This window comes from Nitrospina sp. 32_T5 (assembly GCF_052156635.1).
In the GTDB taxonomy this organism is placed as follows: Bacteria; Nitrospinota; Nitrospinia; order Nitrospinales; family Nitrospinaceae; genus Nitrospina.
In genome coordinates this window covers 191,358-207,993 of sequence record NZ_JBQKUO010000002.1, presented here as the reverse complement: position 1 = coordinate 207,993, position 16,636 = coordinate 191,358, and the positions used below count along the sequence as shown (strand labels likewise).

At 57.5% G+C, this 16,636-nt stretch carries 14 protein-coding genes; 3 read left to right on the top strand and 11 right to left on the bottom strand.

Features of this window, described 5'->3' with window-relative positions:
• Positions 1 to 2 precede the first annotated feature (2 nt).
• The 11 genes from nuoH to ACTRW9_RS05730 all read right to left on the bottom strand — a co-directional run bounded on the left by nuoH (position 3) and on the right by ACTRW9_RS05730 (position 12,919).
• Positions 3 to 1,022 carry an NADH-quinone oxidoreductase subunit NuoH gene (gene nuoH, locus ACTRW9_RS05780; protein WP_442427104.1) on the bottom strand — a complete coding sequence of 340 codons (1,020 nt, stop codon included), beginning with the start codon at positions 1,020 to 1,022 and terminating at the stop codon, positions 3 to 5.
• Between the two features lie 25 nt (positions 1,023 to 1,047).
• Positions 1,048 to 3,528, bottom strand: a complete 2,481-nt coding sequence (locus ACTRW9_RS05775) for a molybdopterin-dependent oxidoreductase (RefSeq protein WP_442428622.1) — start codon at positions 3,526 to 3,528, stop codon at positions 1,048 to 1,050.
• Positions 3,529 to 3,547: 19 nt separating this feature from the next.
• Entirely contained in the window at positions 3,548 to 4,822 is a 1,275-nt protein-coding gene (gene nuoF / locus ACTRW9_RS05770) for an NADH-quinone oxidoreductase subunit NuoF (RefSeq protein WP_442428621.1), read from the bottom strand.
• 3 nt (positions 4,823 to 4,825) lie between these two features.
• The gene (nuoE, locus tag ACTRW9_RS05765) at positions 4,826 to 5,302 is read right to left on the bottom strand and encodes an NADH-quinone oxidoreductase subunit NuoE (RefSeq protein WP_442428620.1); all 477 of its coding nucleotides are present in this window, start codon (positions 5,300 to 5,302) and stop codon (positions 4,826 to 4,828) included.
• The gene (nuoD, locus tag ACTRW9_RS05760; RefSeq protein ID WP_442427108.1) at positions 5,302 to 6,504 is read right to left on the bottom strand and encodes an NADH dehydrogenase (quinone) subunit D; all 1,203 of its coding nucleotides are present in this window, start codon (positions 6,502 to 6,504) and stop codon (positions 5,302 to 5,304) included. Before nuoD ends, nuoE begins: the two co-directional genes overlap by 1 nt.
• Complete coding sequence (locus ACTRW9_RS05755; RefSeq protein ID WP_442427109.1) at positions 6,495 to 7,040, bottom strand: NADH-quinone oxidoreductase subunit C; 546 nt, start codon at positions 7,038 to 7,040, stop codon at positions 6,495 to 6,497. The genes nuoD and ACTRW9_RS05755 overlap by 10 nt, the downstream gene beginning before the upstream one ends.
• Positions 7,037 to 7,537, bottom strand: a complete 501-nt coding sequence (locus tag ACTRW9_RS05750; RefSeq protein WP_442427259.1) for an NADH-quinone oxidoreductase subunit B — start codon at positions 7,535 to 7,537, stop codon at positions 7,037 to 7,039. Before ACTRW9_RS05750 ends, ACTRW9_RS05755 begins: the two co-directional genes overlap by 4 nt.
• Positions 7,538 to 7,611: 74 nt before the next feature.
• Positions 7,612 to 7,965 carry an NADH-quinone oxidoreductase subunit A gene (locus ACTRW9_RS05745; RefSeq protein WP_442427110.1) on the bottom strand — a complete coding sequence of 118 codons (354 nt, stop codon included), beginning with the start codon at positions 7,963 to 7,965 and terminating at the stop codon, positions 7,612 to 7,614.
• Between the two features lie 437 nt (positions 7,966 to 8,402).
• Positions 8,403 to 9,743: a hypothetical protein gene (locus tag ACTRW9_RS05740; protein WP_442428619.1), complete on the bottom strand. Its 1,341-nt coding sequence runs from the start codon at positions 9,741 to 9,743 to the stop codon at positions 8,403 to 8,405.
• 105 nt (positions 9,744 to 9,848) lie between these two features.
• Entirely contained in the window at positions 9,849 to 12,152 is a 2,304-nt protein-coding gene (locus tag ACTRW9_RS05735) for a glutamine amidotransferase (RefSeq protein WP_442428618.1), read from the bottom strand.
• A complete protein-coding gene (locus tag ACTRW9_RS05730; RefSeq protein ID WP_442427113.1) occupies positions 12,149 to 12,919 on the bottom strand; it encodes a DUF4159 domain-containing protein in 771 nt (256 codons plus the stop codon). Before ACTRW9_RS05730 ends, ACTRW9_RS05735 begins: the two co-directional genes overlap by 4 nt.
• 152 nt (positions 12,920 to 13,071) lie before the next feature.
• Between ACTRW9_RS05730 and ACTRW9_RS05725 the strand changes: the two genes are divergently transcribed.
• From ACTRW9_RS05725 to ACTRW9_RS05715, 3 genes are all read left to right on the top strand, one after another.
• Positions 13,072 to 14,172: a 2-aminoethylphosphonate aminotransferase gene (locus tag ACTRW9_RS05725; RefSeq protein ID WP_442428617.1), complete on the top strand. Its 1,101-nt coding sequence runs from the start codon at positions 13,072 to 13,074 to the stop codon at positions 14,170 to 14,172.
• Between the two features lie 3 nt (positions 14,173 to 14,175).
• Positions 14,176 to 14,871 carry a hypothetical protein gene (locus ACTRW9_RS05720; RefSeq protein ID WP_442427115.1) on the top strand — a complete coding sequence of 232 codons (696 nt, stop codon included), beginning with the start codon at positions 14,176 to 14,178 and terminating at the stop codon, positions 14,869 to 14,871.
• 163 nt (positions 14,872 to 15,034) lie between these two features.
• On the top strand, positions 15,035 to 16,570 hold the full coding sequence (locus ACTRW9_RS05715; protein ID WP_442427116.1) for an NADH-quinone oxidoreductase subunit N: 1,536 nt from the start codon (positions 15,035 to 15,037) through the stop codon (positions 16,568 to 16,570).
• The last annotated feature ends 66 nt before the right edge of the window (positions 16,571 to 16,636 follow it).

Sequence of the window (16,636 nt, the reverse complement as noted above, 5' to 3'; positions counted from 1 at the left end):
ATTCAAATGGTGCTGACTTTAATAAAGCTGTACACCAGCATGTTCACAAGCGACAACGGCAGAAGAAACTTCCAGCCGAACGCCATGAGCCGGTCATAACGGATGCGGGGAAACGTGGACCGCAACCAGATGAACACACACAGCAGTAAAAACACTTTAAGCGCGAACCAGACGAACGGAATGTCCGGCAGAACGTATGCGTGCCAGCCACCCAGAAACAACAGAGTGATGAGCGCGCTCATGGTGATCATGTTCACGTACTCGCCAAGGAAAAACATGGCGAACTTCATGCCCGAGTACTCGGTGAAGAATCCCGCCACCAGCTCCTGCTCCGCTTCCGGCAGGTCGAACGGGGCGCGATTGGTCTCCGCCACACCGGCGATGAAAAACAAAAGAAACGCCAGCGGCTGGGTCACAATATTCGGCAGTGTCGCCTGGTCGTTCACAATATCGATGAGGCTCAGCGACCCGCTCATGATGATGACGCTCAGGGCGGCCAGGCCCAGCGTCAGTTCGTAACTGATCATCTGCGCCGACGAGCGCAGTCCGCCCATCAGCGAATACTTGTTGTTCGACGATAAACCTGCGAGCACGATGCCGTAAATGCCCATCGACGAGATGGCGAAAATGAACAGGATGCCAATGTTCAGGTTCGCGCCCCACATGCCGATTTCCTGCCCGAAGATCGTGAAGCTTTCACCAAACGGGACCGCCGAAAACGTGACGATCGCCGTGAACACCACAATCGACGGCGCGAGCAGAAACAGGAACCGGTCCGCAGACTTCTGGATGATCTCTTCCTTAAAGAGAAGTTTGATCGAATCGGCAATCCCCTGTGCGAGACCGAAAGGGCCCACTCGATTCGGACCCAGCCGCACCTGGAAACGTCCCATCAGCCGCCGCTCCAGCCAGACAAGACCCGGAACCGTGGTCAACAGGCCGATCACGATGATCACCGCCTTGATGATCCCGATCCACAAGTAGGCGTAGGACGCCAGAAACTCAGTGATGCTGTCGATCAATCCTCAAACCTTTCCATATACCCAGTTACTTTTTGATCTGCACCCAGGCGACCGCCTGCCCCGGTTCCATGAGGCTGGCCACACGCTGCTCGTCGGAAACACGCGGCAGGACCACCGAACCCGGGTTGCACCGGTTGGAGATCACCACCTCGGCTTTCACCTCATGGCCGTTCCCCGCGACCGTCACCTCCTGCTCGGCCTTGAGGCCCAGCCGGTCGGCGTCGGCTTTATTCAGGTGAACCGTGGACGGCTGGAACTGGTGCGCGAGCCGCGACTCCGCATCGAGAACCTTGTCATGGCAGAACAGCACTTCCGAGACGCGCAACCTAAAGGCGTCACCGGAACCGTTCGCCTCCGGCGTCCCGCCTGCCGGTACGGCACCATTGACGGCGGCGACGGGCTGGCGGTTGTGCCCGGCTTTGCGGATCGTCTTCTGCCGGATTTCGGTGTAGCCGTTTACTTTTTGCGCAATTTCCTGTGTGACTTCCCACACCGTCTTGTGTTTCCAGTCCGCGCCCAGCGCCTTCGCCATCGTGGACACGAGTTTCCAGTCGGACGGATTGTTCGTGGTGAGGCCGCGTTTGCGCATCTGGACCCGTGCGGCGATGCTGGTGGTCGTGCCCTCGTCGTACCCAGGACCGTTGGACGGGATAACGTAGTCGGCCATTGCCGCGGTTTCCGTTTCCATCATGTCGTGCACGACGAGAAGGTCGAGTTTTTCCAGCGCCTGTTTGACCTTGTTGCCACCGGGAAAATTGACCAGCGGATTACTGCGGTAAACAACCAGCGCTTTCAGTTCACCCGACGCCGCCTTTTCGATCATCTGCAAGGCTGTCAAGCCCGGCTCCAGCGGCACGGTCTCTCCCCACTTTTCACGGATGGCGTCGGCCTGCGACAGATCGAGTCCGCCCGGATAACAATCCGGGAGCACGCCCATGTCCATCGCCCCCAGCGCGTTGGTCACCGGAGCGGCGGGCATGGCGCCGACCGCGGTATCCGGCAGGCCTCCCATCGTATTCAGCATTTGTTTGAGCGTGTGAATGGACGCTCCCGTCAATGCAGCGGGATTGAACACCACCGTGGTCTTTCCGCTGGCGCGGATTTTATCTGCCAGCGCCCCGATGCGGTCGGCGGCAACCCCCGTCTGCTTTTCAACATCACTTGCGGGAGCCGTGCCGCTCAACGTGGAGTTCAACGCGGCTAAAAGCGTTCCATCGGAACCGACGTCGTAGCGCAGGGACAGCGTTGCGTACTTGTCCATCAACGTCGCCTGATCGTTCAGCACCACCATCTCGATACCCAGCTGCGTGACCGCTTTTTTGAGCCGCAGGTCGAGAATGGGAAGCTCTTCCGTCGGGTCGCTCGCGATCACGACAATGAGCTTGCTCGACTCGATGTCCAGCATGTCGAAGTTCGGCACCGGCAGGCCCGGCGTGTCGACATAGGTTTTGTGATCGATGTTGTTGGTGCCCAGTTGCTCGCGGAAGAAACGCTGGTAGAGATACAGTTCCTCGTTCAGGCCGTAACCGGAGCCGATAAAACCGACACTGCCGGGTCCGTGGGCTTCGACGGTCTGTTTCAGTTTCTCCGCCACTTCGCGGCAGGCGTCCTGCGCCGAGACGGGATCGTGCAGGCCCTTCTTCCGCGGCTGGGTGATGCGGTTTTTGCTTTTGGTGAAATCGTGGCCCCACCGCGCCTTGTCGCAGATCCAGCCGTCGTCCACCGCATCGTTCGGCGTCTCCGGCGTGGTCACGCGGCGCAGTTCGTTGAGCCGCGTGCCGAGGATCATGTTGCAGTTGCAGGCACAGTGCGCGCAGAGCGTTTTGGTGTTGTCCAGATCCCACGACCGCGCGGTGAAACGGAACTCGGTGTTGGTCAACGCGCCGACGGGACAGATGTCGATGACGTTGCCGGAGAAACGCGTGTCGTAGGGCCGGTCGTTGAACGTCGAAACGCGATTCTGGAACCCGCGGTGACGCATGACCAGTGCCTGGTCTTTTTCGATGATGTCGCTGTAGCGGGTGCACCTCTGGCAGGCAATGCACCGTTCGCGATCGATGGTGATGACGGGCGAGAGCGGGGTTGCCTTATCGCGATTGTAACGCTCAAACTGCATGCGCGTGTCCGGCGGACCGAATTTGAACGTGTTGTCCTGCAGGGGACACTCCCCGCCCTTGTCGCACACCGGGCAGTCCAGCGGATGGTTGAGCAGGGTGAACTCGAGCACGCCCTGCTGGGCCTTCTCCACCTTGGGTGTGTTGGTGCGCACCACCATGCCTTCGCTGACCTGAAGGGTGCAGGCGGTGGCGAGTTTCGGCATCTTCTCCACTTCCACCATGCACATGCGGCAACAGCCAAACGGCCCAAGCTTTTCGTGGTAGCAGAAGATGGGAATTTCGATGTCCACGGTCTTGGCCGCGTCCACCACCACCATGCCCTTGGGAACGGTGACCACCTTGTCGTCGATGGTCAGGGTAACGGTATCCTGTGCAGTCTTGGTTTCCATAAAATCTGAACCTGTATCTTTAACCGACGGCGTCGGCAGTTTTCAGGGATTCGATCAGCGCTTCGTAATCTTCGCGGAAATATTTGATACTGCTGGCCACCGGCCCCACCGCCGCATCGCCCAGCGGGCAGAAACACTTGAACGCCATGTTGTCGCAGATGTCGTTGAGCAGTTCCACCTGGTTGGGCTTGCCATGCTTGTGAATGATCTCGGACAGGATCTGGTGCATCCAGCGCGTGCCTTCGCGACACGGAGTGCACTTGCCGCAGGATTCGTGCATGTAAAAGTAGGCGAGACGCAGGGTTTCCTCCACCACGTTGACCGTCTCATCCATGACAATGAGAGCGCCCGAACCCAGCATGCTTCCCGCTTCCATCAGCGACTCGTAATCATAAGGCACATCCGCCTTGTCTGCGGGAAGAATGGGCACCGACGATCCGCCGGGAATGAACGCCTTCAGCTTGTTGCCGTTTCTCATGCCACCCGCCCACTTGTCGATGATTTCGCGCGTCGGCGTGCCCATCGGCACTTCGTAGTTTCCCGGCTTGTTGACGTGCCCCGACACGCTGACCATCTTCGTGCCCTTGCTCTTTTCCGTACCGATGGAGGAGTAGGCTTCCGGACCGTTGTTGAAAATGTACGGCACCGCGCAAAGGGTTTCGACATTGTTGACAACGGTGGGCTTGCTGTACAAACCTTCCACCGCCGGGAACGGCGGTTTGAGGCGCGGTTCGCCGCGGCATCCTTCGAGCGACGTCAACAGCGCCGACTCCTCCCCGCAGATGTACGCCCCCGCCCCGAGATGCGAGTGAATGTCGAGATCGAACCCCGACCCCATGATGTTCTTGCCCAAATAACCACGCTCATAGGCTTCCTCGACGGCCTTGTCGAAAATGTCCGCCAGCTCCGCGAACTCGCCGCGCATGTAATTGTACGCCGTGTTGATTTTGCACGCGTACGAGCAGATGATCATCCCCTCGATCAACAGGTGCGGATTCTTCATGAGCAGTTCGCGGTCCTTGCAGGTGCCCGGTTCGCTTTCGTCCGCATTGCAGCAGAGGTAGCGCGGAAACACGTCCTTCGCCAGAAACGACCACTTGAGGCCCGTCGGGAATCCCGCACCGCCGCGTCCACGCAGACCGGAGGCCTTGACCATCTCGACAATCTCTTCGGGCGGGGTCTGGAACAGTTTCTTCAAGGACTGATACCCGCCCAGCGTCTTTTCATACACATCGATCGACGTGAGATTGGGCGTGTCGATGTCCTTCATTAATATGATTACGGGTTCTTGCATGGCTTACTTGTACGTTTCCAGAATCTGGTCGATTTTGGTTTCATTGAGGTTGACGTGGTAAGTCTTGTTGACCATCATCATCGGCGCCTCCGAACACGCGGCAAGGCATTCCTCTTTCAGCAGGGTGAACCGCTTGTCCGGTGTGGTCTCGCCGATCTGGATGCCCAGCTTCTTCGCCGTGTATTGCATCAACTCATCCGAGCGGTTGAGCTTGCAGCTGATGTTGTGGCAGAAGCGGATGACATTGCGCCCCACCGGTTTGGTGAAATACATCGTGTAGAACGTGACCACGCCTTCGACATACGCCGGCGAGACGTCAAGCCTTCGACCGACTTCCACCATCGCCTCCGGCGTCACATACCCTTCCTGATCCTGCGCCAGGTGGAGCAGCGGCAAAATGGCCGAGCGCTTGTGCTCCGGCGGGTACTTCGCCATGATCTTATCGATTTTCTTTTCCGCCTCGTCGGTGAACACGAACATCAGCGATCAACCTCCCCCATCACGATATCAATACTACCGATGATGGCGACGACGTCGGCGATGTACGCTCCCTCCATCATCTTGCACATTCCCGGAATGCCCATGAACGACGGAGCCCGCAGTTTCATGCGCATGGGTTTGTTCGATCCGTCGCTGACCATGTAAAACCCGACCTCGCCGCGCGGCCCTTCCGTCGGCACATACGTTTCGCCCTTCGGCACGTTGATGCCTTCCGACACCAGCTTGAAGTGATGGATGAGCGCTTCCATGCTGGAGTGCAGGGTGTCGCGCGCGGGAAGGGACACCTTGTTGTCCGGGATGCGGTAGGGTCCGTCCGGCAGGTTTTCGATGGCCTGCTTGATGATTTCGCGGCTCTGCCGCATCTCTTCAATCCGCACCAGGTAACGATCGTAAACGTCTCCGTGTTCCCTGACGGGGACATCGAACTTGAATTCGTTGTAGCGGGAATAGGGACGCATTTTACGCCAGTCCATATTGATTCCCGCAGCGCGCAGGACGGGGCCGCTCATGCTCCAGTTCAGGCACTCCTCGCGGTTGAAGGTCCCGACACCCTGGGTCCGGTCCAGCCAGATGGGATTTTTGGTCAGCAGGCTTTCGTATTCATCAACCTTGGAAGGGAAAATCTCGACGAACTTCTTGACGTGGTCGATCCATTCCGGGGTGGCGTCCTTGGCAACCCCGCCGATGCGGATGAAACTCGTCATCATGCGCACGCCGGAGACCATCTCGTTGAGGTCGAGGATCATCTCCCGCTCGCGCCAGGCATAAAGGAAAACCGTCATCGCGCCGATGTCCAGCGCGTGCGTGCCCAACCAGATGAGATGACTGCCGATGCGGTTGAGTTCCACCATGATGACGCGTATGTAATCGGCGCGCGGCGGCAGTTCGCCCAACTGCAACAGCTTTTCCGTGGTCAGGCAGAAAGCAAGGTTGTTCTGCGGCGGGCTCAGATAATCGAGCCGGTCGGTCATCGGGATGCAGTGCTCGTAACGCTTGGCCTCGCCTGTCTTCTCAATGCCCGTGTGCAGGAAACCGATGTCCGGTTCCGACGACTGCACCTGCTCGCCGTCCATTTCCATGACCATGCGGAACACCCCGTGGGTACTCGGGTGCTGGGGACCCATGTTGAGGGTCATGGTGTCTTTTTCGCGTTCCAGCAGGCCTTGTTCGGTCACTCCCATGGCGTCGGACTCATATCCTTTTTATCTTTAATCAGTTCCTGCTTGTGCTCGGGGTTGTGTGAGAAAGCCACTTCCTCGACCACCAGCGGATAATCCTTGCGAAGCGGGTGCCCTTCCCAGTCCTCCGGCATAATGAGCCGCTTGAGGTTGGGATGGCCCTCGACCTGAAAGCCGAACATATCGAACAGTTCGCGTTCGGGGAACAGGGCCCCCTTCCAGACTTCCGAGACCGTCGGCACCTTGGGGTCGTCCTCGTCCAGCCCGACACGCAGGCGGATGCTGTCGCCGCGGTCCAGGTTGTGCAGTTCGTACACCGCCTCAAAACGCGGCTCGCGTTCCTCTTCCAGGTAATCGACGCCTGTGATGTGAGACAGGTAATGGAAATCCAGCTCCGGGCTCTCTTTAAGGAAACCCGCAACCTTCAGCAGGTTTTCCGGTTGCACGTGAACCACCGCGTCGCCGAGCGTAACCTCCGCCCTGATGATGGCGTCCGGCAGGGAGGCCCGCACCTTTTCAACGAGTTCTTCGCCGGTCATGCCACCCTCTGTTTGGCGCGCTCCGTGCCGGCGTCGTTCATGATTTTTTCCTGAAGTTTGATGATGCCGTAGATGAGGGCTTCCGGGCCTGGCGGGCACCCTGGAACGTACACATCCACCGGCACCACGCGGTCCACACCCTGAACGATGGCGTAGTTGTTGAAAATGCCACCGCAGGAGGAACACGCGCCCATGGCGATGACCCACTTGGGTTCCGGCATCTGCTGGTAAATCCGCTTGAGGACGGGCGCCATCTTCTGCGACACACGCCCGGACACGATCATCAAATCCGCCTGACGCGGAGAAGCGCGGAACACCTCCGCGCCGAAGCGGGCGGCGTCCCAGCGGCTGTTGGCCATTGCCATCATTTCGATGGCACAGCAGGCCAGCCCGAAGGTCGCGGGCCACAGGGCGTTTTTCTGCGCCCAGCCGATCACCTTCCCCAGCTTGGTGGTGAGGATGGTGTCGTACAGCGCGCCGGAATAATCCGCTGACATCTGGTCCCAGGCGTCCTGGGCGTTCAGTTTCAGGTTCTTGACTTCGGTCTCAAAAGCATCGACCGCTTCATCCATCAATCCCATTCCAAACCTCCTCGCCCCCAGACGTATACATAGGCGATAGCCAGAATCGTAATGAATATGACCATTTCCACCAGGCCAAACAGCTTCAGTTCATCGAGCGCAACGGCCCAAGGGTACATGAACACCACCTCGATGTCGAAGATTATGAAAAGCATGGCGATGGTGGCGAACCGGACCGGAAAACGGCCCTTGGCCTCTTCGGAGGGGAGCATGCCGCACTCATAGGCGATGTGCTTTTCAGCATTGGCTTTGCGCGGGCCCAGAACCATGGAAAGGAAAAGGATTCCCAGCACAATGACCAGCGCCACGACGGCGAATACGCTGACAAAAATATATTCGGTCACTTGGAGTTTCCGTTTGTTTCGTCGGGAGGGGGGATTGCCATCCTAATCGAGGCAATTTCAAACAACTCCACCCTCCGGTCAAATGTTCCTGGAAGGTAGCAGCCGGGTGTCTCCCATCCTTATGGACCCATTTTACCCAAAACCCGTTTCAGGGTTCCAGAAACTACTGGAATGGGGGATTATATTAGCACCACCATACCCTGTCAATTACTGTTTTCCCTATCTTTACGGGGTGCTGGAGGGCACCCCAAAATAACAATAACCACTTGTTTATCAATGGGTTGGAAATTGAACGCGAGTAGCCGGGGAGCGTGTGGGGGACCCGGAAGGGCGTGTGGACCGACAGGGAGATGAAAGGGGGCCGTACGTGGCTTGCAGTGTCCGGCACAGGTGGATGCCCTAATTTGCGGATTTTCCGGGCGGGATACCGATCCGACTCAACCCTCCAGATATTCCAGGTGCAGACGGTAAATCAGGCCGGAAGGGTTGTCTTCCGGCGCTGTGGCATCGGGTTTGGCGTAGTTGATGACCTCGAATTGAATTTCGTTGGTCCCTTCGCGCAAAAAGTCATCGCAGTTGATAATGAACGGCTCCGGGTACTCCGCTCCGCCGTAATCCTGTTTCAGGCCGACATCGTTCACGGTGACGCGGCAGACATCATCGGCCCGCAGAAAGAGCTCCGCCCGGGGCATGGCTTTGGTCCCCGGCGGGATGTCAAACCTCAGGCGAAACCCGTGCTGGGTGCCGGTCTTGGCTTCCTCCAGCGTCACCTGCTCCCGGATCCACACCCACATGCTTCCTTTGATGCCGCGCCAGTCGTCACTGCCCTGGCAGATCTCGGCAGTCCGCCAGCTTTCGGTTTCAGGATCGTACACTTCCGTGTCCTTGCCGCTGGCGAACACCTGAGTCCGGGTTTTGGGACCTTCCCCCACCAGCCAACTCGGGGTGAGTGGCTTGCTCTCCAGCCACATGGAGTCGTTGAGATCGCGATAGTGATCGTACAGACCGTGTTTCTTATTGATGAGGACAATGCTCGGTCGCTGGAAGTTACGACCGAGATACGGACCGATGTCCGCCACGATGAGCCCGCCCGGCTCCTGCACGTCGAGAGAAATAAACGAGTGGGAGGGAATGAACCGGTAGGTGTGCACAACAAACTTGCCCTTGGTTGGCGACTCCACGGACTCGATCTCCTCCTGAAGTTTCTGCAAAAGCAGGATGGAGGTTTTGATCTCGTTCAAAAAGGTCGATTTGCCGTGCGCCTGCCGGCTGATGAGGTCGACCACCGGCGATTGCGGATCCATTAACAAAAGTTTCACATTGACCCCGCTCAACACCTTTTCACGCAGAAGGTCGCGGCTTCCGGTGGAGATGGACAGCAACGATGTCCCGCCAATGTAGATTTCGTGCTTCACCCGCTTGAACAACGCCTCGAAGGAGGTGGCGTTCCCCAACTCCGACCGGTTCTTGAAAATCCCCTGGATTCCCAGGCGCACCGCATCGGGATTGACAATTTCCTGCAATGCATCCTTGTATTCATTAAAGGTGAGTTCTCTCAGGAACAACTCATAACCCAAAGACACAACTCCGATCATGGCAATCAGCAGGGAGAACTCCTTGACGGGATGGAGCCAGATGCTGTGGGCCGGAAACACCTGGGGAGAGAGAATGTATGCGGCCGCGCCGAATCCGAAAATGATGAGCGCCAGAAACACCACACGGTCCCGAATCCACATCCGGAGGGCCGGGCCTTTGCTTGTTTTCTTGTCTTCGAGCATTTTTAAATGAGCCTGAACGGGTAAATAGTATTGAAATCGATGGTAACGCAAGGCAGGAGGATTCACAAGAACGTTACGGGAATCTCACCCATTTCTCATGCATTCTCAACTCAGCCCGGACTTGCGGCGGAGGTACCACTCCAAAAAGAGAAACCCGAGGATCAACCCGTATGCCGCCCACGTATCCCACAACGAGACGAACAGTTTACTGGTTTTGATTTCCACCTCCGGATTGGGGAAAGTCAACGTATCCAGCCGCAAGTCAGGGCGGAGAACCTGGTAACTCCCTCCGGAAACCTCAGACAGCTTCTGGAGGAACTCTGGCTGAACACGCGGTTTCTGGAACTCCACCCGGGGGCTGGTGACACTGAATAATTCGCGCTCGGTGAGTGTGCGGTCGCCCTGCTTTACGGAAACCTGGGCCGCGTAGAATCCCTCGCGGCCTGGATAGAATTCGAAACGGCCTTCGCCGTTTTCGTCGGTGGAGATCGATTCCGTCTTCAACGTGCTGCGGTCAGGCCATGTGGAGAGGGTCAACTCCGCCAGTTTTCCGGCCAGGGGGTTGTAATCTTCGCCGACCAGCTTGAATTGCACGAGCACTTTCTCGTGTTCGCGGTACTTTTCCTTGTCGGTCTCCACCTTGAGCAGGCGCGTTTCGGGATCCCGGGTCAGCCAGGCGAGGATGTTCTCCCACAGCTTCTGGTAATGCCGGCCACTGCCGCCCTCCCCCACGCGGCGGAAGTTCCAGTACCACGCGGAGTCGGTGGCGATCATCAGGGTGCGGCCTTCTCCTACTTTCCGGGCGGCGAGCACCGGCAGGTTTTTCTTGTCCACCCTGGCCGTGGCCAGCACCTTTGCCTCCCCGGCCGGGGCCAGACCCATATTCAATCCCTGAAGCGGAGGCAGGGACTGCCAGGCTTTTACATTCGCCTCTTTTCTGCTCTCCAATTGCAGAATGGGATGATTGTTCAGGCTCCCCGGAACGTCGATCGCATAGGATTTGTCGGAGAACGGTTGCGAGGCATGCTTCAGTTCAACGGGAAGGATTTCCTCCACCGGCGTGCGTTCGTACCCTCCCCCTTGAAATGACAAATCGCCGCCGATCATCAGAAACGCGCCACCTTCCTCCACATACGATTTCAGGTTCGACAGGTACTTTTTATCGAGAAACGGTTTGTACCGGAAATTGTGAAACACGACGAGATCGAAGGAACTCAGGTAATCACTGAGCAACAGGTTGGACGGAAACGGAATGAGGCTGAGTTCGGTGGTCGGTGCATCGACATCGTCGCTCAGCGTCCTCAAAATAAAGAACGAAAGCAGGTCCACCTTCGGGTTGTTGATCAAAACCTCGCGAAGAAAGCGCGAGTCCCATGACGGCCGGCCGTTCAAATGCAGAACGCGCAGGCGGTCGCGCACCACCTTCACCTGAAAATCCCAGCGGTTGTTCGTCTCCACCGCCTCCCCCGAAAACACGGGCACCGTTACCGAATAAATGTGTTTGCCCATGTTCACCGGCATGAACTCCATATCCACCCGGTAATCCCGATTGTCATCCTTTAAAGAGACGACCTGCGACACGAGGATCTTGTCCCCTTCCTTCACCACCACGGGGATGTTCTTGTTGCCGATGGCGTAGGCACCCAGTTTTACCGACACCTTGACCGGCTGGTTGACGAAACCGAAATCCGCCGCGTCCACGGTCTCGATCGCAAGGTCCTTGAACTCGTCGTTGGTGCCCGCCTGCAGGGTATGTATGGGGCCGTCAAATTTAACCAGTGTCTGTTCGAAGTCCTCAGAAAAGTCCGCAGGATCCTGGATAAGGTCGGCGCCGTCGGAAAACAGCAGAACGCCCTGCAACGATTTGTTCTCATACTGCTCGAGCACCTCGCGGAACACGCGGGCGAGATCCGTATTCACGTTGAGGGGCTGGTACCGCGACGCCAGTTCCTCTGCACGGACGGGATCGATATGGTCTGAAACGAAATAGTAATCAACGTCATAGTTTTGCCGCAGGCCCGTCAGCCAGTCCTTATGCCGCGCCAGGGCGTCGCTCACCAGTTGCTTACGCGGAATTTCTTCTGGAAAGGTTTTGATCGACATGCTTTTGCTGTCGTCGACAAGCACGGCGATCGTGTTTTTGAGCGGCTGGATGTTTTTCAACTCCAGGCGCGGTTGAAGTATGAGAAGCAACAGCAGCGCCAGTGTCAGAACGCGCAGTGTGTAGAGCACCGTTTTTCGCGGAAGGCTCCGCAGCTTGCGCAGGCTGGTCCAGAAAAACCACAACATCAGCGGCGCCAGCACCGCAAGCGCCATCAATGCCCATCGGTTTTCGCCCAGGGCCCAGTGCAGCTCCCATGCGTTGTACTCTTCCCAGTTCTGCCCGAACAGCTTTCCCAGAAAATTCATCGGCCGGAATACCTCCGGAGCCGCTCAAGAATGATGGGCAAGTGCACCATGTCTTTTTTATAATCAAGGGTGAGCGCGTACATGACGATGTTGACTCCGAGGCGCAGGCTCAGTTTGCGTTGACGATAGCCGCCGCCGACCATGTCAAAATTCCAGTGGCCGAGCTTGTTTTTCGACCACGCACCGCCAAGGTCGTTGTTTGAGTAAACGAGCACCGTGCGTCCCTTGCTGGTGATGCCTTCCAGATAAGGCTTCACCACCACACGGCCCACCACCTGGTTGATCAGGTAGAACGAGCGGAAGATCGAGTGGTCACGCGGAATGCGTTCCAGCGGGGTGTTGGGATACAGTCTGTCCAGCAGGCGGCGTACGGATGCATCGAATCCGGAGTTGGGCCTGCCGGAGTTGTCGTCGATCAAAAGGAATCCGCCGAAGTTCAAGTAATCACGGAGGGCATTGACGGAATCGTCAGAGATCGGTTTGAACTCACGGTCGCCCGCAAGATAAAGAAAGGGATGATGAAATAAAGTCGGGTCGGTGGGTGCAAGGTCCAGCGGTTCGCGCTTGACCTCGATCGACGTGCGCTTCGCCACCTGCGCCAACAGGCTTTCCACCGCATCGGGACGCGGCTTGTACGTGCCGCCTTCGTACTTCACCTGCGGGATGACGAGTTTTGAGCCTTCGCCTTCCGCCTGCGCGAGAGGAGGGGTATAAAGAATCCCGAACCCGACGAGGGTCCAACAACCCAGCTGCTTCAAAAAGGACAACGACAAACTCCGGATCGGGTGACCTGCGCTTAAGTTACAAATCATATAATAATGTTAGCAAATTAATAAAGCCCCCGAACGCGATTTCAATTCGTTTGGTTCACTCCGGATCGGGTGTTATAGTGGGGCGATTTTCCTAAAGGTTACCGCATATGAACCGCATGATCCTGCTGAATCCCGGCCCGGTCAACGTCACCGATCGCGTGCGCCAGGCTTTATTGCATCCGGACCTCTGTCACCGCGAACCGGAATGCGCCGAATTGGTGCAATCCATCCGCCAGAAACTGCTGAAAGCCTTCAGGCTGGAGGGGGTTTTTCTGACAGCGCTCATCACCGGGTCCGGCACCGCTGCGCTCGAGATGGCGGTGTCCTCCTGCGTTGCGGAGGGACAGGCCATGCTGGTGGTCCGGAACGGTGTGTACGGCGAGCGCATCGCCACGATGGCGGAAACGCATCGCATTCCCATTGTGACCGTCGATTGCGACTGGGGCGTCGCACCGTCGCTTGAAGCCATTGAACGGGCTTTGAAAGAACATCCCGAGATCGGGCTGGTGGCGCTGGTGCATCACGAAACCACCACCGGCCTGCTCAACCCCGTACACGAGGTTGGCGAGCTCGCACACCGCTACGGCAAAAAACTGTTGATCGACGCCATCAGCAGTCTGGCCGGCGACACGCTCGATTTTGAACGCAGTCACGTCGATTACTGCGTCGGCACCGCCAATAAATGTTTGCAGGGGTTCCCCGGTGTGTCGTTCGTCCTGGTACGCAAAGAGGAAGTGCACACTCTTGCCACGCACCCGGCACGGTCCGTGTACTTCGATCTGCATAGAAACCTGAAAGCGCAGGAAGCGGGGGAAACCCTGTTCACCCCGGCGGTGCAGGTGCATTACGCGTTTGATGCGGCACTCGACGAGTTGATCGAAGAGACGGTGACCGCGCGCATCGATCGCTATGCCGGTGCGTCCGCCTTGCTTCGCAGGGGTTTCGACGAAATGGGCCTCGAGTACCTGGTCGATCCCGCGCACCGTTCCAACAGCCTGACCGCGCTCAAACTACCGGAGGGGATCACTTACGAGTTCCTGCACGGTGAGCTGAAAAAGCAGGGGTACGTCATTTATTCGGGTCAGGGCGGCCTCAAGAAGTCGATATTCCGCATCGCCAACATGGGCGATATCCGAACCGGGGAGTTTCAACGCCTGCTGGAGGTGTTGAAAACGTGCCTCTCCAAATCGCCCTCGTTACGGGACTGATTCATGGAACTGTACGAGGTGATGAAAGAGTACGCCCGGTCACAGGGCGTGGCCCCGGCACATGACCTGCCAACACCGGAACTCGGCAAAAGCCTGGCGCTGTTCCATTCGTGCTTGATGGAATCCGGACTCGAGTACGTGGAGTTTCCCGACGGAAGAAAACTGATTTCCTCACCGATGGAGATCAACCTGTCGCATCTGAGCCGGTTTGTTGTGGGTTTCCTTCCATTCAATTCCATTTCCACCAAAACCGAAACCAACGAAGTGCTGTTCGATCTGTATTCATTTTTCCGCTGGATGGACAAACGCGATCTCAACCACGGGTTGCAGGGCATCCAGTTGGACGCGGTCATCCTGAAACTGACTGAATCGCAGGACCGGTGTTTGAAACTCAGCCACCACCTGGACGAAGCCACCGGTGAAACCCTCAAGGAAATCACCCACATTGTCGAAACCATCAACGACATTTTCTGTGTCACCAAGATCGACCACGACTTCATCCATTTGCAGGGGCAGAACCACGATGACCCCATTCGCGTTCGCCTTCCACTGGACATTGTGGGGCTCATCCATCTGAAAGACAGTCTCGACCTCGTGGTGGGCGATACCTCGGACCGCTGGGTGATCCTCGAAGCCGGACAGGTGTACCCTGAACTGGGGCAGGGAGAGGGTTCCGCCCCCTCCACACCCGCAGGTTAAAAGACGGAATCAACGGGCTTTTCCCCACCTCCCCCACCCTGCCGGCAGACCAAACTTTTCTTGAAAATCGGGGGGAAATGATTTAAAACACGCACTACGCGTGAACCGGGCTCGCCGCCTCGTTTTGATTCCAACCCACAGGATTTCCGGGATACAGCACACTATGACCGCCAACATCAATCTCGAAGACATGAACTGGATCGCCATCTCGCCAGAACTGATCCTGATGGCGACGTCGTTCCTGCTGTTATTGATGGGTCTGAAAAAGGCATTCAACGAAAACTCGTATCTGGCCAAGGCGGCCACCGCGGGCATCGTCACCGCCCTTCTGCTGTCATGCTATCTGTGGATCGGGGCCCCCACCGTTGCCGACGGCGCTGACCCGGAAATGTTCAGCCGGGCGCTGATACACGACCGCTTCTCGCAGACCTTCAACCTGATTTTCCTGGTGATGTCTCTGTTTGCCATCATCGCTTCGTTCCGCTACCCGAAGCCCGACCACCAGAACAAGGCCGAATACTTTTCGCTGTTGCTCATGGCCGTGGTGGGTATGATGTTTCTCGCCAAGTCCGGCAACCTGATCACCGCGTTCATCTCGCTCGAAATCTTTTCTATTTCGCTCTACATCCTGTGCGGGTTCAACGCCAAGCACGGCACAGGCCGCGAACAACCCGGTGACGTGGATCATCTGCCGTGGGAGACCGTGGCGTCGCAGGAGTCCACCGTCAAATACCTGCTGATCGGCGCGTTCGCCTCCGCCATCCTGGTATACGGAATGGCTCTCATGTACGCAGGCACCGGGACCACGGAAATCCGCCTGATCGGCAAGCTGTTGCACGAGAATCCCTACACGCACAATCCGCTGGTGTACATCGGCATGGCACTCATGTTCTGCGGACTGGCATTCAAAGTTTCGCTGGTACCGTTCCATTCCTGGACTCCGGATGTTTACCAGGGCGCGCCGACACCGATCACGGGCTTCATGTCGGTCGCCACCAAGGCCGCGGCGTTTGCACTGATCGCACGGGTGTTTTACATCGCCCTGCCGGAGTTGCAGGAAATCTGGATGCCGTTCCTGTTCGGCGTTTCGGTGGTCACCATGCTGGTGGGAAACATCGCCGCCATTTTTCAGGACGACGTCAAGCGCATGCTGGCGTATTCCGGCGTGGCACATGCCGGGTACCTGCTGATCGGCATTGTCGCCAACAGCCAGGACGGCGTGGCGAGCATCATCTTCTACCTGGCTGTGTACCTGTTCATGAACGTCGGCGCGTTCGCCGTGGTGTACATGGTGGAAGGCGAAGGCAAGGGATCGAATTCCATTTACCGCTTCAAAGGACTTGCCAAGCGCAACCCGCTGATGGCCGCGGCGATGAGCCTGTTCATGCTGTCGCTGGCCGGGTTCCCTCCCACTGCCGGTTTTTTCGGCAAGCTTTACGTCTTCGTCGCCGCAATCAAACAGGACTATGTGCTGATCACGGTGCTGGCGGTGCTGGCCAGCATGATCGCCGTGTACTTCTACCTGCGCATCATAGTGATGATGTACTTCCACGAAAGCGAGCCGGAAACCGAAGTGGTGAGCAACCGCGGCATGACCGCACTCGTCACCGTGAGCTCCGCGGCCATCCTGGTCATGGGTATTTTCCCCTCCACTTTCATGCAGCTGGCCCTCTCGGCGATTCCCTCAATCCCGCATTGATCGGGACCATTCAAGAACTTACCCTCCTTCGCCGTTAAGTCTTGCAGGCCCATAGGATTCCTGCGA